Genomic DNA, 18264 nt, shown 5'->3' with positions numbered 1-18264 from the left:
TCGGTACGTGTCGCCGTTTCGGTACGTACCGCCGTATCGGTACGTGTCGCCGTACAACTACGCGCCGTCATCCCGCACTCCCCCTCCGCCGCGACCGCCCCGCCATCAGGCGCGCCACCGTCGGCGGCCCGACGACCACGCCGACCAGCAGCGCCGCCGACAGGGCCATCAGTGCCGTACGCAGCCCCAGGGGGCCGCCCGCGCCGAGGGACACCGGGCTCGCCACGACGGACGCGTCCCCCGTGGCGTCGCCGGTGCCCAGGACCTCGCCGGTGTCGGGGTCGACGGCGCCGCCGCCGGTCGTCCCGGCCGTACCGCCGGTGCTGCCCCCGGTGTCACCCCCGGAGCCGCCCGTGGCGCCGCCCGAGCCCGTCGAGCCCCCCGATCCGCCGGTCGAACCGGAGCCACCGGTCGCACCGGAACCGCCCGTCGAACCGGAACCGCCCGTCGAACCGCCGGTCGTGCCGCCGCCGCTGGGACTGGTCGGCTGCTTGGCGCCGCCGGTCCCGGTGGCGCACTGGTCGGGGCCCTGCTTGTCGCACGCGGGCGGCCGGGGCGCGTTCTCGATCAGGAGGTTCCTGCCGCCGGAGAACGTCGGGTTGTTGCACTTGTTGATGTCGATCCGGTCCGTCTCGGCCCCGGGGATCTTCTTGGTCTGCTCCATACCGGCCTGCACCAGGTTCTTCGGCAGCGGCGAGTAGCCGAGCCGGTCCGCCTGTTGCTGGCCCTCGCAGAGGAAGTAGTTGTTGAAGGCGCTCAGCGTCCGGCCCTTGGCCTTGGTGAAGCCCATCTCCTCCTTGATCGGGATGATCATGTAGCTGTAGCTGGAGAGGGGGTAGGTGCGGTTGTCGCCGAAGGTGTAGACGCTGTCCAGCTTCTGGGTCAGGTAGGTCGCCGAGCGCGGGTCGTTGTTGATCTCCGCCTTGGTGAGGGCCACCGCGACGCTGGACGCGGTCGGCTCGACGTAGTAGCCCGCCTTGTTGAGGACCTTGACGACCGGGAAGCCGGCGTTACGCGCGTAGGAGTACTCGACATAGGTGATGGCGCCCTCGGCCTGCGGCTGGCGGGTGTAGCCCGCGACGCCCAGCGAGGTCGACTGCGAGACGAAGCCGGAGCCGGGGATGTTGGGGAAGTACGACGTCATACCGCAGGGCGTGGGCTTGCCCGCGCGGCGGCAGTAGTCGTTCCACGCCGACCCGTACTGCTTGGACATCCACAGCGTGAACTGGGCGGTGGTGCCGGAGCCGTCGGAGCGGACGACCGGGACGACCCGGCGGGCGGGCAGGTTCAGCTTGGGGTTGTCCGCCTTGATCTCCGCCGCGTTCCACATCGTGATCTTGCCGGTGAAGATCTTGGTGAGTACCTCGCCCGAGAGCCGCAGGTTGGTGACGCGCTGCCCGCCGATCTTCAGGTTGTACATGAACGACGTACCACCGGCCACGATCGGCATGTACGCGTACTTGCGCGCCGGCGCGGGATCGACGTTCCCCAGGTCGCTCAGGCCGTAGGGGATCTCGGAGACGCCGAAGTCGGAGGTGGCGTCGCGGAACTGGTTGCGGCCGATCGTCGAGCCGACCGACGAGTAGTTCACCGTCATGCCCTGCTGGCGCACATTGCGGCGCCACTGCTCGATGGCGTTGGCGCTCCAGGTCGAGCCGGAGCCGCTGATCTTGGTGTAGGTGGCGGCTTCCGCGTGCGGCGGGTTCAGGGCCAGCAGGGCGCAGACCAGGGCGACGAACAGCGCCAGCGCCTGGTACCCGCGCCGGGCGCGTGGACGTCGGACGGTTGCGGGTGTCACGGGGTGCTCCTCGTCGGTGCGGGGCCTGAGGCGGTCGGGGCGGGGGTGGCGTGCCCGGGGGTGGCGTGCCCGGGGGTGGCGTGTCCGGGGGTGGCGAGCTTGGCGAAGCGCGCGGCGTCGCGGCGGGACGCCCGGACCCTGCGGTGTTCCTGACGGCGGGTCAGCTGTCCTGGTCCGCGCCCGCCGATGATCCGGGCGCAGACGAAGAGGATGAGGACCAGGACCAGCAGGACCGCCGCCGTGCCGAAGCCGCGGGCGATGTAGCTGGCCTCGGGGGACTTCACCAGCTCGAAGGCGGCGAGCGGCAGCGACACCATCGGGTCCTTGAGCGGGTTGGTGTTCAGCTCCGCCGTGTATCCGGCGGTGAGCAGCACCGGGGATGTCTCGCCGACACCGCGCGCGGTACCGAGGATGACCGCGGTGGTCAGCCCGGAGCGGGAGGTGGGCAGCACCACGTGCCACACGGTGCGCCAGCGCGAGGTGCCGAGCGCGTACGACGCCTCGCGCAGGGTGCCGGGCACCAGCCTGATCACCACGTCGGACGCGCGGATGATGATCGGCAGCATCATCACGGAGATGGCGAGCGCGGCGGCGAGTCCGGAGCGGTCGAAGCCGAGCGCCAGGATGAAGGTCGCGTAGATGAACAGGCCGGCCACGATGGACGGCAGCGCCGTCATCGCCTCGACGATGGTGCGCACGAACCGGCTGAAGCGGCCGGGGATCTCGTTGAGGAAGACCGCGCAGACGAGTCCGGCGGGGATGCAGATGAGGAGCGCGATGCCGATCTGCCACAGCGTGCCGACGACGGCGTGCAGGATGCCGCCGACGCCGAGCGGTTCGAGCGGACCGGCCGCCGCCATCGACTCGGTGTAGAAGTTCAGGTGCGGCAGCGCGGTGCGGCCCTCGTAGAGCGTGTAGACGACCACGAAGGCCAGCGCGGTCAGCATCAGCACGCCGAGGCTCTGCACGACGGCGGCGGCCACCCGGTCGCGTACGGCGGGGCCGTCCTCGTCGAAGGAGACGAGCAGCGCGTACAGGCCGATGAAGAGGGCGTACGCGATGACGACGAAGCCCAGGGCGCCGTTGAAGGGCAGCAGCCGGTCGAACATCACCCAGGTGAGGGTGAGCGAGGCGGCCCCGGAGCCGAGGAGCGCGTACACATCGGTGGAGCGCAGCGTGGACAGGTTCCGGCGGGCCTCCGAGCGGGCGGGGCGGCGGCCCCGGCGGGCGGGCAGGACGGTGGCGGGGCGGGCGGGCGCGGGCCGGTCCTGCGGCTGCGCCTGCGCGTCCGCGTGCGCCGCTTGGTCGCCCGGCGGTCCCGGCGGCGGGCTCTGCGGTGTGGTGACGGTCATCGTGCTCGATCTCCTCATTCAGTCGCTCGCCGCGCCGGAACGGCTGCGGGCGACGATCGACGACGCGGCGAAGTTGACGACGAGGGTCATCAGGAAGAGCGCGAGGCCTGCGGCCATCAGCGCCGACATACCGAACTCGGTGGCCTCGCCGTAGCGCAGGGCGATCAGGGCGGAGACCGAGTTGGTGCCGTTCTGGAGGATGTGCGGCTGGATCTCGAAGACCGGCGAGATGATCAGGTACACGGCGATGGTCTCGCCGAGCGCCCGGCCGAGGCCCAGCATGGTGCCGCCGATCATGCCGCCCTTGCCGAAGGGCAGGACGACGCTGCGGATCATGCCCCAGCGGTTGGCGCCGAGCGCGTAGGCGCCCTCGCGCTCGCCGACCGGCGCCTGCGAGAACACCTCCCGCACCACCGAGCAGATGATCGGGGCGACCATCAGGGACACGACCATGCCCGCGATGAACGCGGACGAGGTGAAGACCGTCGCGGTGGCGAGCGGGTCGCTCGGGTCGGTGCCGTCGACCTTGAAGAGCGGGATCCATCCGAGATAGGTGGAGATCCAGCGCGACACCGTGACCACATGGCCCTGGAAGAAGAACAGCCCCCACAGTCCGTAGACCACCGACGGCACGGCCGCCATCAGGTCCACGACGCTGATGAGCGTCTGCCTGATCCGCGCGGGTGCGTACTCGGAGATGTACAGCGCCGTACCGAGGGCCAGCGGCACCGCGAAGACGATGGCGACGAGGGCGATCAGCATCGTGCCGACCATGACCGCCGCGATACCGAAGTGGTGGCCCTCCGGCTCCCACGCCTCGGTGGTGATGAAGTCCCAGCGCGCGACGTCCAGGGCCTGCCACGCCCGGTAGGTCAGGAAGCCGCCGACCAGCAGCATGATCGCGAGTACGAAGGTGCCCCCGCCGCGTAAGACGCCCCGGAAGACGCGGTCGGGCACGCCGGGATCGACATACAGCCGTCTCGGGGGGTCCTCCGCTGCGGGCACCGGTCGCTCATCCATTCGCGTCGTCACATGAGTCGACGCTCCTGAGCCGGGATGGACGCCTGCGCACCTGAAGGTGAACTGGAGCACCCTGCGAGGCAACTTCCGGTGTTGACGTGAACGCGACGTGCGGAGAATCCGTGAGCGGCGTACGGCGATGTGTGAGCGGCGGCGGGGCTGCGGAAGGGGGGACGCGGAAGGGGCCGGGACCCGCCGCTGTGGCGGGCCCCGGCCCCTTCCGGTACATGCTCTTGCTCTGTTCAGCTCAGCCCGCGTCGTCCCACGGAATCGCGCCCCCCGCGCCGAGTTCCGTGAGCAGCGCCCGGAACCGCTCGTAGGCGGCCTGACACGTCGAATGCCGTTCATAGGCGCGCGAGGAGACCGCGAGCGCGCCGCCGGCCGGGTCACGCAGTCGCCAGACCCACCCGTTGCCCTCCGATGTGTGGTGCACGGCCCCCGGTAAATCGGCGACCTCCCGAGACAGCCGCTCCAGTGCGGCCCGGCACTCCGCGAAGTCCCGGTAGGTCTGCGCGGACACGGCGATCACTCGCCCGTTCGTCGCGATCAGCCGCCATGAGTACGTTCCGTCTGCGTCTATGCCGATGTGACAGCGCGTGCCGGGTAAGGCAGCGCCGCCCTTTCTTCCCGCCATCCATCCCCGCCCCTGTGTTCCCCTGCACCTGACGATAAGGAAGCTGCACGAGTCAACGGTGGTCCGCGACCCTGCGGCACCTGCAGATTAGTGAGGCGAGAGTGATATGCAATCGCCCTCAGTAAGCGCATTCGCCATGCTTCACGTGAAAGTTGCCCCTCGTTCATGTGCCCGACCGATGGCGCGCGTGGGTCTGCGCGGTGCGCTCTCCGGCCGTCCGGGCAGCGGGGGTTGGGGCCCCGCGGTACGCGTAGGTGGGCGCCAGGACCGCTGAAATTCGAGTCGAATTTCCCCTTCGGTTTTCCATGGCAGCACACCGGCGGATATTCGCGCGTATTCCATTGCGCGAAAAGTTTGAACCCCGATTGAAGCGGTCGGCGTAAACCTTTCGAAATCTCCATGGAATGAGTACGCTGCACACGTCAATTCGGCCCGCCGGGGGTTTAAAGGGCAGGCCATTGCATTCACATTGGGGAATTCGCATGCGCAAGAGCCTTGCCGTCGCCGCCGCGTGCGGCGCCGTCACCCTGTCCGCCCTCGCCGTTCCGACCGCGTACGCGGACGAGCAGTACGGCGACACCGAGATCACCGGCGTGGTCGTGAACGACGGGAAGCCCGTCGTCGTCGGTACGAGCGCGAGAACCGTGACCGTCGAGGTCACCGCCACCGACCCGTCCGGCCTCGATCGGATCAACGCGACGCTGTACCACGGTGCGGTCGGGGCCCCCGACGCCTCCGTGCCCTCGGCCGCGGCCTGCGGTCCGACCGCCGACACGACCAGCACCTGCACCCTGACCTTCACCCTCGCCCCGGGCACCGCCCCGGCCAACTCCGCGCAGGCCGGCACCTGGCAGGTCAGCGCCTACGCGATCGCCCCCGACAGCGACGCCGTCTTCCGGGACAGCGCCGCCACCTTCTCGGTGCAGCGCGAGTCGGCGCTGACCGTCGACGCCCCCGGGCGGGTCGGCTGGGGCCGGAACGTCACCGTCAAGGGCGGCGTGCAGTTCGCCGACTGGGCGGCCGGCGGGCAGGTGGCCGCCGGTGCCGATGAGCCGGTGCGGTTGCAGTTCCGGGCGGCGGGCTGCAAGAACTTCGAGACGGTGAAGACCGTGAAGACGGCGGCGGACGGCTCCCTGTCCACCACGGTCCGCGCCTTCCTGGACGGCACCTACCGCTGGTCCTACGCGGGCACCCCCACCACGGCCCCGGCCCTCTCCGCCGGCACCTACGTCGACGTCCGCTGACGCACACCCCCTGCACGGACACGGCGCCGGCCCGCCCCCACACAGGCGACCGGCGCCGTGTCCGTGCACCGAATCGCCCCGCCCCCGCCACACCTGGCCCGACCCGGCGGAAAGAGGGTGGCCCGTCCACCGGACCGCTCCGTACGGTGGTGCCGTGTGCTACTACGCCCTGCACCCCTACAAGCTGCACTACGCGTGCGTCGCATGCCGTGTCAGCTTCAAGCGGCATGCCGAAGCGGGGCGGGAGCACGCGTGCCCGAACTGCTCGCGGCCCCTCGCCTGCGCCGGTCACGACTTCGCCCCGCCGCCGAGGCGCGATGTCCGCGCCTGGCAGGTGGTGGCGGCGGTGCTCGGCGAAGGGCTGCGGTACGAGGGGCGGCCCGCGTGCGGGTGCGGCCAGGAGCCCAAGTACCGGCCGCGGACGCGCGCCCAGCTGCGGGTACGCCGTATCGTCGCCGAGAGAGAAGGCGTACCGCTGTCCGAGGCGCTGGCCCGGCCCGACCCGCTGACCCCGGCACCGGCCCCGGAGGCGTACTGATCGGCGGCGCGAACTTCCGGGCCCGGACGACCCCCCGCCGACAGCCCACCACGCGGCCACCCACCACCCGCTCCACGACTTCCGACCCTGTACAGCCGCTACGCGCGTAGATATGCTCCCCTCGTGACCATGCCCACCACGCCCTCAAAACCGGCCCCCGCCCCAGCCCGAGGCAGCACCCACGAAGCCCGCGACACCCGCGCCCTCGGCGCCCTCGGCGGCCTCGCGGACGTGACCTCGTCCGACGCCGCCCTCCGCCGCTTCCTGCACGGGCTCCCCGGAGTCGACACCGTCGGCCTGGAGGCGCGCGCCGCCGCGCTCGGTACGCGTTCGATCAAGACCACGGCCAAGGCCTACGCCATCGACCTGGCCATCTCGATGATCGACCTCACCACGCTCGAAGGCGCGGACACCCCGGGCAAGGTCCGGGCGCTCGGCGCCAAGGCCGCGCACCCCGATCCGACCGACCCGGCCACGCCCCGCACCGCGGCCGTCTGCGTCTACCCGGACATGGTCGCGACCGCGAAGGAGGCCGTGGCCGGTACGGACATCAAGGTCGCGTCCGTCGCCACCGCGTTCCCGGCCGGCCGCGCCGCGCTGGACGTGAAGCTGGCGGACGTACGGGACGCCGTCGCGGCGGGCGCCGACGAAATCGACATGGTCATCGACCGCGGCGCCTTCCTCGCGGGCAAGTACCTCAAGGTGTACGACGAGATCCGCGCCGTGAAGGAGGCGTCGGGCGCCGCCCGGCTCAAGGTCATCTTCGAGACCGGCGAGCTGTCGACGTACGACAACATCCGGCGGGCGAGCTGGCTCGGGATGCTCGCGGGCGCCGACTTCATCAAGACCTCGACGGGCAAGGTCGCGGTGAACGCCACGCCCGCCAACACCCTCGTCCTCCTCGAAGCCGTCCGCGACTTCCGCGCCCAGACCGGTGTCCAGGTCGGTGTGAAGCCCGCCGGCGGCATCCGCACCTCCAAGGACGCCGTCAAGTTCCTGGTCCTGGTCAACGAGACCGCGGGCGCCGACTGGCTGGACAACCACTGGTTCCGCTTCGGCGCCTCCTCGCTGCTCAACGATCTGCTGATGCAGCGCCAGAAGCTGGCGACCGGCCGCTACTCCGGCCCCGACTACGTGACGGTGGACTGATCCCCATGGCAGACATCGCAGGCACCACGGGCACCGCGAACGTGTTCGACTACGCGCCCGCCCCCGAATCCCGCTCCGTCGTCGACATCGCGCCCTCCTACGGCCTCTTCATCGACGGCGAGTTCACCGAAGCGGCCGACGGCAAGGTCTTCAAGACCGTCTCGCCGAGCACCGAGGAAGTGCTCTCGGAGATCGCCCAGGCCGGCGAGGCCGACGTCGACCGTGCCGTGAAGGCGGCCCGCAAGGCGTTCACCGCCTGGTCGGCCCTGCCCGGCGCCGAGCGCGGGAAGTACCTGTTCCGGATCGCCCGGATCATCCAGGAGCGCAGCCGCGAACTGGCCGTCCTGGAGACCCTGGACAACGGCAAGCCGATCAAGGAGACCCGTGACGCGGACCTCCCCCTGGTCGCCGCGCACTTCTTCTACTACGCGGGCTGGGCCGACAAGCTGGACCACGCCGGATACGGCCCGAACCCGCGCCCTCTCGGCGTCGCGGGCCAGGTCATCCCCTGGAACTTCCCCCTCCTGATGCTGGCGTGGAAGATCGCCCCGGCCCTCGCGACCGGCAACACGGTCGTCCTGAAGCCCGCCGAGACGACCCCGCTGTCCGCCCTGTTCTTCGCGGACATCTGCCGCCAGGCGGGCCTTCCCAAGGGTGTCGTCAACATCCTTCCCGGGTACGGCGACACGGGCGCGGCGCTGGTCGCGCACCCGGATGTGAACAAGGTCGCCTTCACCGGCTCGACCGCCGTCGGCAAGCAGATCGCCCGCACGATCGCGGGCACCGACAAGAAGGTCACCCTCGAACTGGGCGGCAAGGGCGCCAACATCGTCTTCGACGACGCCCCGATCGACCAGGCCGTCGAGGGCATCGTCACCGGCATCTTCTTCAACCAGGGCCAGGTCTGCTGCGCGGGCTCCCGCCTGCTGGTCCAGGAGTCCGTCGAGGAGGAGGTGCTCGACGCGCTGAAGCGGCGCCTGACGACGCTGCGCCTGGGCGACCCGCTCGACAAGAACACGGACATCGGCGCGATCAACTCCGCCGAACAGCTCGCCCGTATCACCGCCCTCACCGAGCGCGGCGAGGCCGAGGGCGCCGAGCGCTGGTCCGCGCCCTGCGCGCTTCCCTCGTCGGGCTACTGGTTCGCACCGACCCTCTTCACGAAGGTCACGCAGGCGCACAGCATCGCCCGCGACGAGATCTTCGGCCCGGTCCTGTCGGTCCTGACCTTCCGTACGCCCGAAGAGGCCGTCGCCAAGGCGAACAACACGCAGTACGGCCTGTCCGCCGGCATCTGGACCGAGAAGGGCTCCCGCATCCTCGCCGTGGCGAACAAGCTGCGCGCGGGCGTCGTCTGGTCCAACACGTTCAACAAGTTCGACCCGACGTCGCCGTTCGGCGGATACAAGGAGTCGGGCTTCGGCCGCGAGGGCGGCCGTCACGGTCTGGAGGCGTACCTCGATGTCTGACACGGCCCGTATCGGAGTCTTCAAGACCTACAAGCTGTTCGTCGGGGGCAAGTTCCCCCGCAGCGAGAGCGGACGGGTGTACGAGGTGACGGACCGCAAGGGCACCTGGCTGGCCAACGCGCCGCAGTCGTCCCGCAAGGACGCCCGTGACGCGGTCGTCGCGGCACGCAAGGCGTTCGGCGGCTGGTCGGGCGCGACCGCGTACAACCGGGGTCAGATCCTGTACCGCGTCGCCGAGATGCTGGAGGGCCGCCGGGAGCAGTTCGTCCGGGAGGTCGCGGACGCCGAGGGTCTGTCGAAGTCGAAGGCGGCGGCCCAGGTCGACGCGGCGATCGACCGCTGGGTCTGGTACGCGGGGTGGACCGACAAGATCGCCCAGGTCGTCGGCGGCGGCAACCCGGTGGCGGGCCCGTACTTCAACCTGTCGACCCCGGAGCCGACGGGCGTCGTGACGGTACTGGCGCCCCAGGACTCGTCACTCCTCGGCCTGGTCTCGGTGATCGCCCCGGCCATCGCGACCGGCAACACGGTCGTCGTGATCGCGAGCGAGAAGGCACCGCTGCCCGCGCTGTCCCTGGGCGAGGTCCTGGCGACGTCGGACGTGCCGGGCGGCGTGGTGAACATCCTCTCCGGCCGCACCGCCGAGATCGCGACCCCGCTCGCCGCCCACCAGGACGTCAACGCGATCGACCTGACCGGCGCCGACGAGACGCTGGCGAAGGAGCTGGAGATCGCGGCGGCCGACAACCTCAAGCGGGTCCGCCGCCCCGGCACCGACGACTGGTCGGCCGACCCGGGCACCACCCGGCTCACGGCGTTCCTGGAGACCAAGACGGTGTGGCACCCGACGGGTTCCCTGGGCGCCTCGGGCTCCGCGTACTGAGTAACCCGCGACCGGTAAAGCCGGCGGGCCCCGCCTCTCCACCGTCCGGGAGATGCGGGGCCCTGCCATGCACTACCTGCCGTGCACTCAAGGAGACGCGGCGGTACGGGCGTCAGGCCCCGAGCAGCTTGACCACCTGGCCGACGACCGGCAGATCCCGCGCCGCGTCCCCCCGCGTGAGCGGCGCCGTCACCCCCGCCGTCGACAACGGCTTGAAGTCGGCGACCTGCGTACCGACCGCGTTGTCCAGCGGGTCCACGCCCGTCTTCGCGAGCGGATTGATCTGGAGCGCGGTCAGCGGCCCGGTGACATATCCCACCGTCCCGGTCAGCGCCTTCCCGGCGGCGAGCGCGTCGACATCGCCCAGCGGCAGCGGCGCACCCCCCGCCTGCGGCGCCGCCGAGGCCGCCGCGCCGCCCACGCCGAGCGCCATCCCGGCGACGGTGAGCGCGATCCCCGCACGCAGCAGGGCGCGCGGGGCGGTGAAGGTCTTCCGGTCTGCGTTACGTGCCATGGGGGCCGCCTGTGTGGTTGTCGGCGATGAATGCCGAGAGTAATCAGATGCTGACGAACAGTAATCGAGGTGTGGTGCGTGCACCAAAGGCGACCCGCGGGGGTCGGCAGGGGCTCCCTGATGCCCCACACTGGTCTCTCGTGAGTTCCCATCCCCCGATACCGACCCGGGTCGTGCTCCTCGCCGGCCCTTCCGGCTCCGGAAAGTCGTCGTTCGCCGCCCACTCCGGGCTGCCCGTGCTCTGCCTGGACGACTTCTACAAGGAGGGCGACGACCCGACGCTGCCGCTGGTGCCCGGCACCTCCGACATCGACTGGGACGCCCCCGAATCCTGGGACGCCGACGCCGCGCTCGCCGCGATCGGGGAACTCTGCCGCACCGGCCGCACCCGGGTCCCGGTGTACGACATCGCCACCAGCTCCCGTACCGGCGAGGAACCCCTCGACATCGAGCGGACCCCGTTGTTCATCGCGGAGGGCGTGTTCGCCGCCGACCTGGTACGGCGCTGCGCCCAGCTCGGCGTACTCGCCGACGCGCTCTGTCTGCGCGGACGCCCCTCGACGACGTTCCGGCGGCGGCTGCTGCGGGATCTGCGGGAGGGCCGCAAGTCGGTGCCGTTCCTGCTGCGGCGCGGCTGGCGCCTGATGCGCGCGGAACGCGGAATCGTCGCCCGCCAGACGGCCCTGGGCGCCCACCCCTGCGCGAGAGCGGAAGCGCTCGGCCGCCTGACAGCGGCAGCGGCGGGCCGCTGCGCCAAGGGAAAGGCGACGGTCGAGGTCCACTGAAGGCTTCGTACACAAAGCCCCGCACACACCAAAACGGGACCGAAAGGCCCCCCGGCCTCCGATCCCGCTCTGGTGGATCCCCCGTGATCCCCCTTGCCCCGTGGATCCCCCGACCCCCGGGCCCTGCTCCCCCGTGCTTCCCCCTGTGGTGCTCCCCCTCATTTCCCCCGTGCTGCCGCCTGCTCCCCCCGGAGCGGGCGGCGTCCCTCAGGCGACCAACTCGCCGAAGGACTCCTCCTCGTCACGGCCGAAGCTGAGGATCTCGTCCTCGCGCAGCCGGCGCAGGGAGCGCCAGATGCTCGACTTCACCGTGCCGACACTGATGTCGAGTATGTCCGCGATCTCCGGGTCGGTGCGGCCCTCGTAGTACCGCAGGACCAGCATCGTCCGCTGGAGTTCGGGCAGCCGGGCCAGCGCCTGCCACAGGACCGCGCGCAGCTCGGTGCCGCGCATCGCGTCCGTGTCGCCGACCGTCTCCGGCAGCTCCTCGGTCGGGTACTCGTTGAGCTTGCGCCGCCGCCAGGCGCTGATGTGCAGATTGGTCATCGTGCGGCGCAGATAGCCGCCGACCGCGGCCTTGTCGCTGATCCTGTCCCACGCCTTGTACGTCGAGAAGAGGGCGCTCTGGAGCAGGTCCTCCGCCTCGAAGCGGTCACCGGTCAGGTGATAGGCGGTCGCGTACAGGGAGGCGCGGCGCTCCTGGACGTAGGCGGTGAACGCGGCTTCCGCGTCCGACTCCGTCCTGGACTGCCGTTCCCCCGAGCCCTCCCCGTACGCCGTTCCCCCGTGCGTTCCCCCGTTCTGCGCGTCAACCACCGTCATGTACACGGCGTGCTGACGCCCGGTGCCGCGAGCGCACCCCCGCCCGCTCACGGCACCGGACTTCTCCTGCTGGCCGGTGCTCTTCGTGACGTCGTGCAGACGCGTGACCACTGCGCTCGTGGTGGTGCTGTGCAGCGTGTTCATCTCGCGCCCCCCGTCGGCGAAGTCCCGGTTCCTTGCGATGACCAGAAGCTTGCCGGGGGCACTTCATGACGCTGTCCCCCGACTGTCACAGCACTGTCACAGGGGCCTGTCGTATGTGGGTGCGGTGTGGGAGCGCTCCAACAGTCGAAACCCCACCGCACCATGGGACAGAATGACGTCCGTGCCTTCCCTGTTGCTGATCGAGGACGACGACGCCATCCGGACGGCCCTGGAACTGTCGCTGACACGCCAGGGGCACCGGGTGGCCACCGCTGCCACCGGCGAGGACGGTCTGAAGCTGCTGCGTGAGCAGCGGCCGGACCTGATCGTGCTGGATGTGATGCTGCCCGGCATCGACGGCTTCGAGGTGTGCCGGCGTATCCGGCGCACCGACCAGTTGCCGATCATCCTGCTCACCGCGCGGAGCGACGACATCGACGTGGTCGTCGGGCTGGAGTCCGGCGCCGACGACTATGTCGTCAAGCCCGTGCAGGGCCGGGTGCTCGACGCCCGGATCCGTGCGGTGCTGCGGCGCGGCGAGCGGGAGTCCACCGACTCGGCGACCTTCGGCAGCCTGGTCATCGACCGGGCCGCGATGACGGTCACCAAGAACGGCGAGGACCTCCAGCTCACGCCGACCGAGCTGCGGCTGCTCCTGGAGCTGAGCCGCCGCCCCGGCCAGGCACTGTCGCGCCAACAGTTGCTGCGCCTGGTCTGGGAGCACGACTACCTCGGTGACTCGCGCCTCGTCGACGCCTGTGTGCAGCGGCTGCGCGCGAAGGTCGAGGACGTGCCGTCGTCGCCGACGCTGATCCGTACGGTGCGCGGCGTCGGCTACCGGCTGGACTCGCCTCAGTGACGAAACCGCAGGACAAGCTCCGTGGCTCGGCCGCGGCGCGCAGGGCGATACTCGCGGGCCTTCGGTTCACCAGCCTGCGGCTGCGGCTGGTCCTGGTGTTCGGCCTGGTCGCGCTGACGGCGGCCGTCGCCGCTTCCGGGATCGCGTACTGGCTGAACCGCGAGGCCGTGCTGACGCGGGCGCAGGACGCGGCGCTCAACGACTTCCAGCAGGAGATGCAGAACCGCGCGGGCGCGCTGCCGATGCATCCGACGCAGGCCGAACTCCAGCACACCGCGGGCCAGATGGCGACGAGCAGCCAGCACTTCAGTGTGCTGCTCATCGCGACGGACGAGAACGGCGGCACGGTCGTCGGCAACTCCGACCTGGACACCTTCACGCTCCAGGACGTACCGGCGGCGCTGCGCGCGGCGGTGAACAAGGAGCAGCGGGTCACCTCGTCCAACAAGTCCGCGTACCACATGTACTGGCAGCGGATCGTGGACCACGACACCCCGTATCTGGTGGGCGGGGCGCGGGTGATCGGCGGCGGGCCGACCGGGTACATGCTCAAGTCCCTGGAGCCGGAGGCGAAGGATCTCAACTCGCTCGCCTGGTCGCTGGGGATCGCCACCGGGCTCGCGCTGATCGGTGCCGCGCTGCTCGCGCAGGCCGCCGCGACGACCGTCCTGAAGCCGGTGCACCGGCTGGGCGCCGCCGCGAAACGGCTCGGCGAGGGCAAGCTCGACACCCGGCTGCGGGTCTCGGGCACGGACGAACTGGCCGAGCTGTCACGGACGTTCAACCGGACCGCCGAGTCGCTGGAGAAACGGGTCGCGGACATGAGCGCGCGGGACGAGGCGTCGCGCCGCTTCGTCGCCGACATGTCGCACGAGCTGCGCACCCCGCTGACCGCGATCACCGCCGTCACGGAGGTCCTGGAGGAGGAGCTGGACGCCGAGACGGGCAGCGTCGACCCGATGATCGAGCCCGCGGTACGGCTGGTGGTGAGCGAGACACGGCGGCTGAACGACCTGGTCGAGAACCTGATGGAGGTCACCCGTTTCGACGCGGGCACCGCCCGCCTGGTCCTCGACGAGGTCGACCTCGCCGACAACATCACGGCGTGCATCGACGCCCGCGCCTGGCTGGACGCGGTCGACCTCGACGCGGAGCGCGGCATCGTCGCCCGCGTCGACCCGCGCCGCCTCGACGTCATCCTGGCCAACCTCATCGGCAACGCCCTCAAGCACGGCGGTTCGCCGGTACGGGTCGCCGTACGGACCGATGACGACGACGTGGTCATCGAGGTACGCGACCACGGTCCCGGTATCCCCGAGGACGTCCTGCCGCACGTCTTCGACCGGTTCTACAAGGCGAGCGCGTCCCGGCCGAGGTCGGAGGGCAGCGGCCTGGGCCTGTCCATCGCGCTGGAGAACGCGCACATCCACGGCGGCGAGATCACCGCCGCCAACTCCCCGGAAGGCGGCGCGGTGTTCACCCTGCGGCTGCCCCGCGACGCGTCGACGCTCATGGACGGGGACGACGAGACGGAGGACTCCGGTACGGATTCTTCCGGGGACGGTCAGGAGGGGGCGCGGTGACGCCGGTACGCGGACGGTGGCTGCGCCGGGGGCTTGCGGTGCCGCTGGCGGCGCTGGCACTCGCGGGGTGCGGGATCCGGTCGACGGAGGTACCCACGGACTTCGGCCCCGCGCCCTCACGGGCCCCCTGCGAACTGTCCACGCCGGACCTGTCGGCGCAGTCGGCGCAGGGCATCGCGGTCCAGGTGTACCTGCTGTGCTCCTCGCAACTGGTCACGGTGGACCGGACGGTGGAGCTGCCCAAGGGCAACACGATGGCGGGCGACGCCGTCCAGGTCGCCCAGGCCCTGCTCGGCGAGCTGGAACAGACCCCGTCGACCCCGGAGAAGCAGGCCGGGTACACGACGGACGTCCGCAGCGGAATGACCGTCGCGGGCCCACGCCCCGGCGACCCGGACGACACCCTGCGCCTCGGCATCCCCCCGGAGGACCTGTCGTCCTTCGCCCTGGCCCAGATCATCTGCACCCTGGCGAACTCGGCAGCGTCCCAGAACGGCACGGTAACCCTGGGCGGCCCCAACACAACCCCCCTCCGCAGCTACACCTGCCCGACAGAACTGAAAACCCGCCCAGGCACAACAGAACCCCCGAGCACAGCGGTCCCCAACTAACCCCCCCCCGACCCGTACCCGTACCCGTTGTGGGCAGGCGTTCCGCACGGCGGAACGGGTGGGCACAACCCCATCCAACGGCACCCGGAACAAGAAGCCCCGCCGGGCACGGCACGAAGGTGACCGGCACCACGAACCCCACCGGAACCGATCCAACCACCCCGGTCGTCATTAAGGCCGTGCGCCAAGGCCCACGCGGCAACCCCGCCGCACTCCGCATCCGTACGACAGGAGCACTCCTCCTCGTCGCACACCTCGCGCTCGTCGCATGGATCACCCTGCGCCCCCTGGACGTCCCCTGGGTGCCCACACCGAACTTCCACCCCTTCGCCGGAATCAAGGCGGACCTCGCCCTGCCCCCCAGGGACGCGGCCCGCACCATCGGCGCGGGCCTGGCCCTGCTCGCCCCCCTGGGCGTCCTGCTCCCCTTGGCCGGCGGCAAGACCGCCGTCTCCCCGCTCGCCTCACTGCTCCGCACGGTCACGGCAGGCGCCCTGCTGTCGCTGGGCATAGAGCTGCTCCAGACCGGCGTACCGGGCCAGGTCGTGGACGTCGACTCGGTGTTCCTGAACACGCTCGGCGTCGCCCTCGCCCACATCGCCGTCGTGCCCGCGTTCCGCGCCCGGATGCGGCGCCGCACGGAGACCGCGCGCCGGGCGGCGGCCCTCCGCCGGGAGGAGAGCACCCTGACTCCGACCCCGACGATTCCCAGGGTCGGGATCGCCCCGTAGAGCGATGCTTTGGGCCCCTTCGCCACCGTACGGTCGTATGCATCGAGGACACATCCCGTGGACGACATCCCGTGAAGGAGCCCCCCATGACCGCCCTTGCCCGCCCCACGAACGGCCGGATGATCGGTGGAGTGTGCGCCGGTCTGGCGCGGCGCTTCGGTATCTCCGCGTCCACGATGCGCGTGATCTTCGTGGTCTCGTGCCTGCTGCCCGGCCCGCAGTTCCTGCTCTATCTGGCGCTGTGGATGCTGCTGCCGAGCGAGAAGGTGTCGCGCGAGGCCGCGTGGTGACCCGTACGACGCGCTGATACGCACACGGAAGCGGGGTGCGCCGACAACAGGTCGGCGCACCCCGCTTCCGTCGGGGTCGCGGTGGGGTCAACCCAGCGGGAGCCCGTTGGCGGACAGACCGCTGACTCCGTTGAGCGGCAGACCACCGAGGAGTCCGCCGGCCGGGGCGGCCTTGCCGTCGGTGGGCAGGATCGCGGGGGCGAGCTTGGCGACGGTCGGCTGGGCGGCGGCGAGGGTGGTGCCGAGCGAGGTCTGGGCGGCGCCCAGGGACTGCGTCGCGGGCAGCGTGCTCGCGACGTTCTCGACGGGGAGGGTCCGGGTGACACTGTCGAGCGCGGCGGTCGCCTCGGGCACGGCGGCAGCCGCGGTGGCGGCACCCGCACCTGCGGCGGCGAAGGCGGCGCCGAGAGCGGCGACACCGAGGGTTTTGGCGGCAGACTGCTTCATGATGAATGCGTCCTTGATACGGGGACTTGTTGTACCGGCTTCACCGGCATGAGCGGTCAAGCAACGTATCCAGCGCACGTATCGGCCCGCAAACATCGAAAAGCGGCCGGGGTGTCGCGTTTCCCGGCCGCTCCCGAACTGTGCTGTCAGCCTTGTGCGGTGGCAGAACCGCTGGTGGAAGCGGTCTGCTTGAACAGCCATTCGGATTTCAATTCGGCGTATCCGGGCTTGATCACGTCGTTGATCATCGCCAGACGTTCATCGAAAGGAATGAACGCTGATTTCATCGCATTGACTGTGAACCACTGCATGTCGTCGAGCGTGTAGCCGAATGTCCCGACCAGGTGCTCGAATTCACGGCTCATGCTGGTGCCGGACATAAGTCGATTGTCCGTATTGACGGTGGCACGGAAGTGCAGCCGCCGGAGCAGTCCGATGGGGTGCTCCGCGTACGAGGCGGCGGCGCCCGTCTGGAGGTTGGACGTGGGGCACAGCTCCAGCGGTACGCGCTTGTCGCGTACGTACGACGCGAGACGGCCCAGCACCACCGAGCCGTCGTCGGCGACCTGGATGTCGTCGATGATGCGGACCCCGTGGCCGAGCCGGTCGGCGCCGCACCACTGGAGGGCCTGCCAGATCGACGGCAGGCCGAACGCCTCGCCCGCGTGGATCGTGAAGTGGTTGTTCTCGCGCTTGAGGTACTCGAAGGCGTCGAGGTGCCGGGTGGGCGGGAAGCCGGCCTCGGCGCCCGCGATGTCGAAGCCGACGACGCCCACGTCACGGTGGCCGTTGGCGAGTTCGGCGATCTCCAGCGCGCGTGCCGCGTGCCGCATGGCGGTGAGCAGGGCGCCGACGCGGATGCGGTGGCCGCTCTCGCGGGCCCGGCGCTCACCCTCGCGGAAGCCGTCGTTCACGGCCGCGACGACCTCGTCGAGGGTGAGCCCGGCCTCCAGGTGCTGTTCGGGGGCGTACCGCACCTCGGCGTAGACGACGCCGTCCTCGGCGAGGTCCTCGGCGCATTCGGCGGCGACCCGGAACAGGGCCTCCTTGGTCTGCATGACGGCGCAGGTGTGCGCGAAGGTCTCCAGATACCGTTCAAGGGACCCGGAGTCGGCGGCCTCCCGGAACCAGATCCCGAGCTTGTCGGGATCCGTCTCGGGAAGGTTCTGATAGCCCACCTCGCGCGCGAGGTCGACGACCGTACCGGGGCGCAGGCCCCCGTCGAGATGGTCGTGCAGCAGCACCTTGGGGGCTCGGCGGATCTGCTCCGCGCTGGGAGTCTCCTGCCGTCGGCTTGTCTGGCTCGTCATCTCGACACCCTACCTCCTACGCGCGTAGATCACGTGTCCGCGGCACGTGCCGATACGTAACAGTGATCCCGCGGACGGGTG

Annotated in this window: 19 protein-coding genes; 11 read left to right on the top strand and 8 right to left on the bottom strand. The window is 70.6% G+C overall.

What is annotated here, in order from left to right:
* Window positions 1–67 precede the first annotated feature (67 nt).
* The 4 genes from ACIQNU_RS11760 to ACIQNU_RS11745 all read right to left on the bottom strand — a co-directional run bounded on the left by ACIQNU_RS11760 (window position 68) and on the right by ACIQNU_RS11745 (window position 4804).
* Window positions 68–1798 carry a phosphate ABC transporter substrate-binding protein PstS gene (locus tag ACIQNU_RS11760; RefSeq protein WP_401364530.1) on the bottom strand — a complete coding sequence of 577 codons (1731 nt, stop codon included), beginning with the start codon at window positions 1796–1798 and terminating at the stop codon, window positions 68–70.
* Window positions 1795–3150, bottom strand: coding sequence for a phosphate ABC transporter permease PstA (pstA, locus tag ACIQNU_RS11755; RefSeq protein ID WP_401364527.1), 1356 nt, complete (start codon window positions 3148–3150; stop codon window positions 1795–1797). The genes ACIQNU_RS11760 and pstA overlap by 4 nt, the downstream gene beginning before the upstream one ends.
* An 18-nt stretch (window positions 3151–3168) precedes the next feature.
* On the bottom strand, window positions 3169–4107 hold the full coding sequence (pstC, locus tag ACIQNU_RS11750; protein ID WP_401364524.1) for a phosphate ABC transporter permease subunit PstC: 939 nt from the start codon (window positions 4105–4107) through the stop codon (window positions 3169–3171).
* A gap of 310 nt (window positions 4108–4417) precedes the next feature.
* Window positions 4418–4804: a DUF1508 domain-containing protein gene (locus ACIQNU_RS11745; protein ID WP_401364521.1), complete on the bottom strand. Its 387-nt coding sequence runs from the start codon at window positions 4802–4804 to the stop codon at window positions 4418–4420.
* Between the two features lie 482 nt (window positions 4805–5286).
* Between ACIQNU_RS11745 and ACIQNU_RS11740 the strand changes: the two genes are divergently transcribed.
* From ACIQNU_RS11740 to ACIQNU_RS11720, 5 genes are all read left to right on the top strand, one after another.
* Window positions 5287–6048, top strand: a complete 762-nt coding sequence (locus ACIQNU_RS11740; protein ID WP_401364518.1) for a calcium-binding protein — start codon at window positions 5287–5289, stop codon at window positions 6046–6048.
* Window positions 6049–6202: 154 nt separating this feature from the next.
* Window positions 6203–6586 carry a hypothetical protein gene (locus ACIQNU_RS11735; RefSeq protein ID WP_401364515.1) on the top strand — a complete coding sequence of 128 codons (384 nt, stop codon included), beginning with the start codon at window positions 6203–6205 and terminating at the stop codon, window positions 6584–6586.
* A 129-nt stretch (window positions 6587–6715) separates the two neighbouring features.
* Window positions 6716–7735 carry a deoxyribose-phosphate aldolase gene (gene deoC / locus ACIQNU_RS11730; protein WP_401365598.1) on the top strand — a complete coding sequence of 340 codons (1020 nt, stop codon included), beginning with the start codon at window positions 6716–6718 and terminating at the stop codon, window positions 7733–7735.
* A 5-nt stretch (window positions 7736–7740) separates the two neighbouring features.
* A complete protein-coding gene (locus ACIQNU_RS11725) occupies window positions 7741–9204 on the top strand; it encodes an aldehyde dehydrogenase family protein (protein ID WP_401364512.1) in 1464 nt (487 codons plus the stop codon).
* Window positions 9197–10087, top strand: coding sequence for an aldehyde dehydrogenase family protein (locus tag ACIQNU_RS11720; RefSeq protein ID WP_401364509.1), 891 nt, complete (start codon window positions 9197–9199; stop codon window positions 10085–10087). Before ACIQNU_RS11725 ends, ACIQNU_RS11720 begins: the two co-directional genes overlap by 8 nt.
* Before the next feature lie 112 nt (window positions 10088–10199).
* Here the strand turns inward: ACIQNU_RS11720 and ACIQNU_RS11715 are convergent, their stop codons facing one another.
* Entirely contained in the window at window positions 10200–10601 is a 402-nt protein-coding gene (locus ACIQNU_RS11715) for a hypothetical protein (protein WP_401364506.1), read from the bottom strand.
* Between the two features lie 140 nt (window positions 10602–10741).
* Between ACIQNU_RS11715 and ACIQNU_RS11710 the strand changes: the two genes are divergently transcribed.
* Entirely contained in the window at window positions 10742–11386 is a 645-nt protein-coding gene (locus ACIQNU_RS11710; RefSeq protein WP_401364503.1) for a uridine kinase, read from the top strand.
* 207 nt (window positions 11387–11593) lie between these two features.
* Here the strand turns inward: ACIQNU_RS11710 and ACIQNU_RS11705 are convergent, their stop codons facing one another.
* Window positions 11594–12352: a SigE family RNA polymerase sigma factor gene (locus ACIQNU_RS11705; RefSeq protein ID WP_401364500.1), complete on the bottom strand. Its 759-nt coding sequence runs from the start codon at window positions 12350–12352 to the stop codon at window positions 11594–11596.
* Between the two features lie 181 nt (window positions 12353–12533).
* Here ACIQNU_RS11705 and afsQ1 point away from each other — a divergent pair, with 181 nt between their 5' ends.
* The 5 genes from afsQ1 to ACIQNU_RS11680 all read left to right on the top strand — a co-directional run bounded on the left by afsQ1 (window position 12534) and on the right by ACIQNU_RS11680 (window position 16426).
* Complete coding sequence (afsQ1, locus tag ACIQNU_RS11700; RefSeq protein ID WP_389880987.1) at window positions 12534–13211, top strand: two-component system response regulator AfsQ1; 678 nt, start codon at window positions 12534–12536, stop codon at window positions 13209–13211.
* On the top strand, window positions 13208–14794 hold the full coding sequence (locus ACIQNU_RS11695) for an ATP-binding protein (protein WP_401364496.1): 1587 nt from the start codon (window positions 13208–13210) through the stop codon (window positions 14792–14794). The genes afsQ1 and ACIQNU_RS11695 overlap by 4 nt, the downstream gene beginning before the upstream one ends.
* A complete protein-coding gene (locus tag ACIQNU_RS11690) occupies window positions 14791–15405 on the top strand; it encodes a hypothetical protein (protein ID WP_401364493.1) in 615 nt (204 codons plus the stop codon). The genes ACIQNU_RS11695 and ACIQNU_RS11690 overlap by 4 nt, the downstream gene beginning before the upstream one ends.
* A 179-nt stretch (window positions 15406–15584) precedes the next feature.
* Entirely contained in the window at window positions 15585–16136 is a 552-nt protein-coding gene (locus ACIQNU_RS11685) for a VanZ family protein (RefSeq protein ID WP_401364490.1), read from the top strand.
* A gap of 86 nt (window positions 16137–16222) precedes the next feature.
* Window positions 16223–16426: a PspC domain-containing protein gene (locus tag ACIQNU_RS11680; protein WP_401364488.1), complete on the top strand. Its 204-nt coding sequence runs from the start codon at window positions 16223–16225 to the stop codon at window positions 16424–16426.
* Window positions 16427–16513: 87 nt separating this feature from the next.
* On the opposite strand, the gene ACIQNU_RS11675 is transcribed toward ACIQNU_RS11680, so the two are convergent.
* Window positions 16514–16873 carry an ATP-binding protein gene (locus ACIQNU_RS11675; RefSeq protein ID WP_401364485.1) on the bottom strand — a complete coding sequence of 120 codons (360 nt, stop codon included), beginning with the start codon at window positions 16871–16873 and terminating at the stop codon, window positions 16514–16516.
* A 146-nt stretch (window positions 16874–17019) separates the two neighbouring features.
* A complete protein-coding gene (locus ACIQNU_RS11670) occupies window positions 17020–18183 on the bottom strand; it encodes an adenosine deaminase (RefSeq protein WP_401364483.1) in 1164 nt (387 codons plus the stop codon).
* Window positions 18184–18264 lie beyond the last annotated feature (81 nt).

The organism is Streptomyces sp. NPDC091292 (assembly GCF_044757265.1).
Classification (GTDB): domain Bacteria; phylum Actinomycetota; class Actinomycetes; order Streptomycetales; family Streptomycetaceae; genus Streptomyces.
This window is presented reverse-complemented; position numbering and strand designations above follow the sequence as displayed.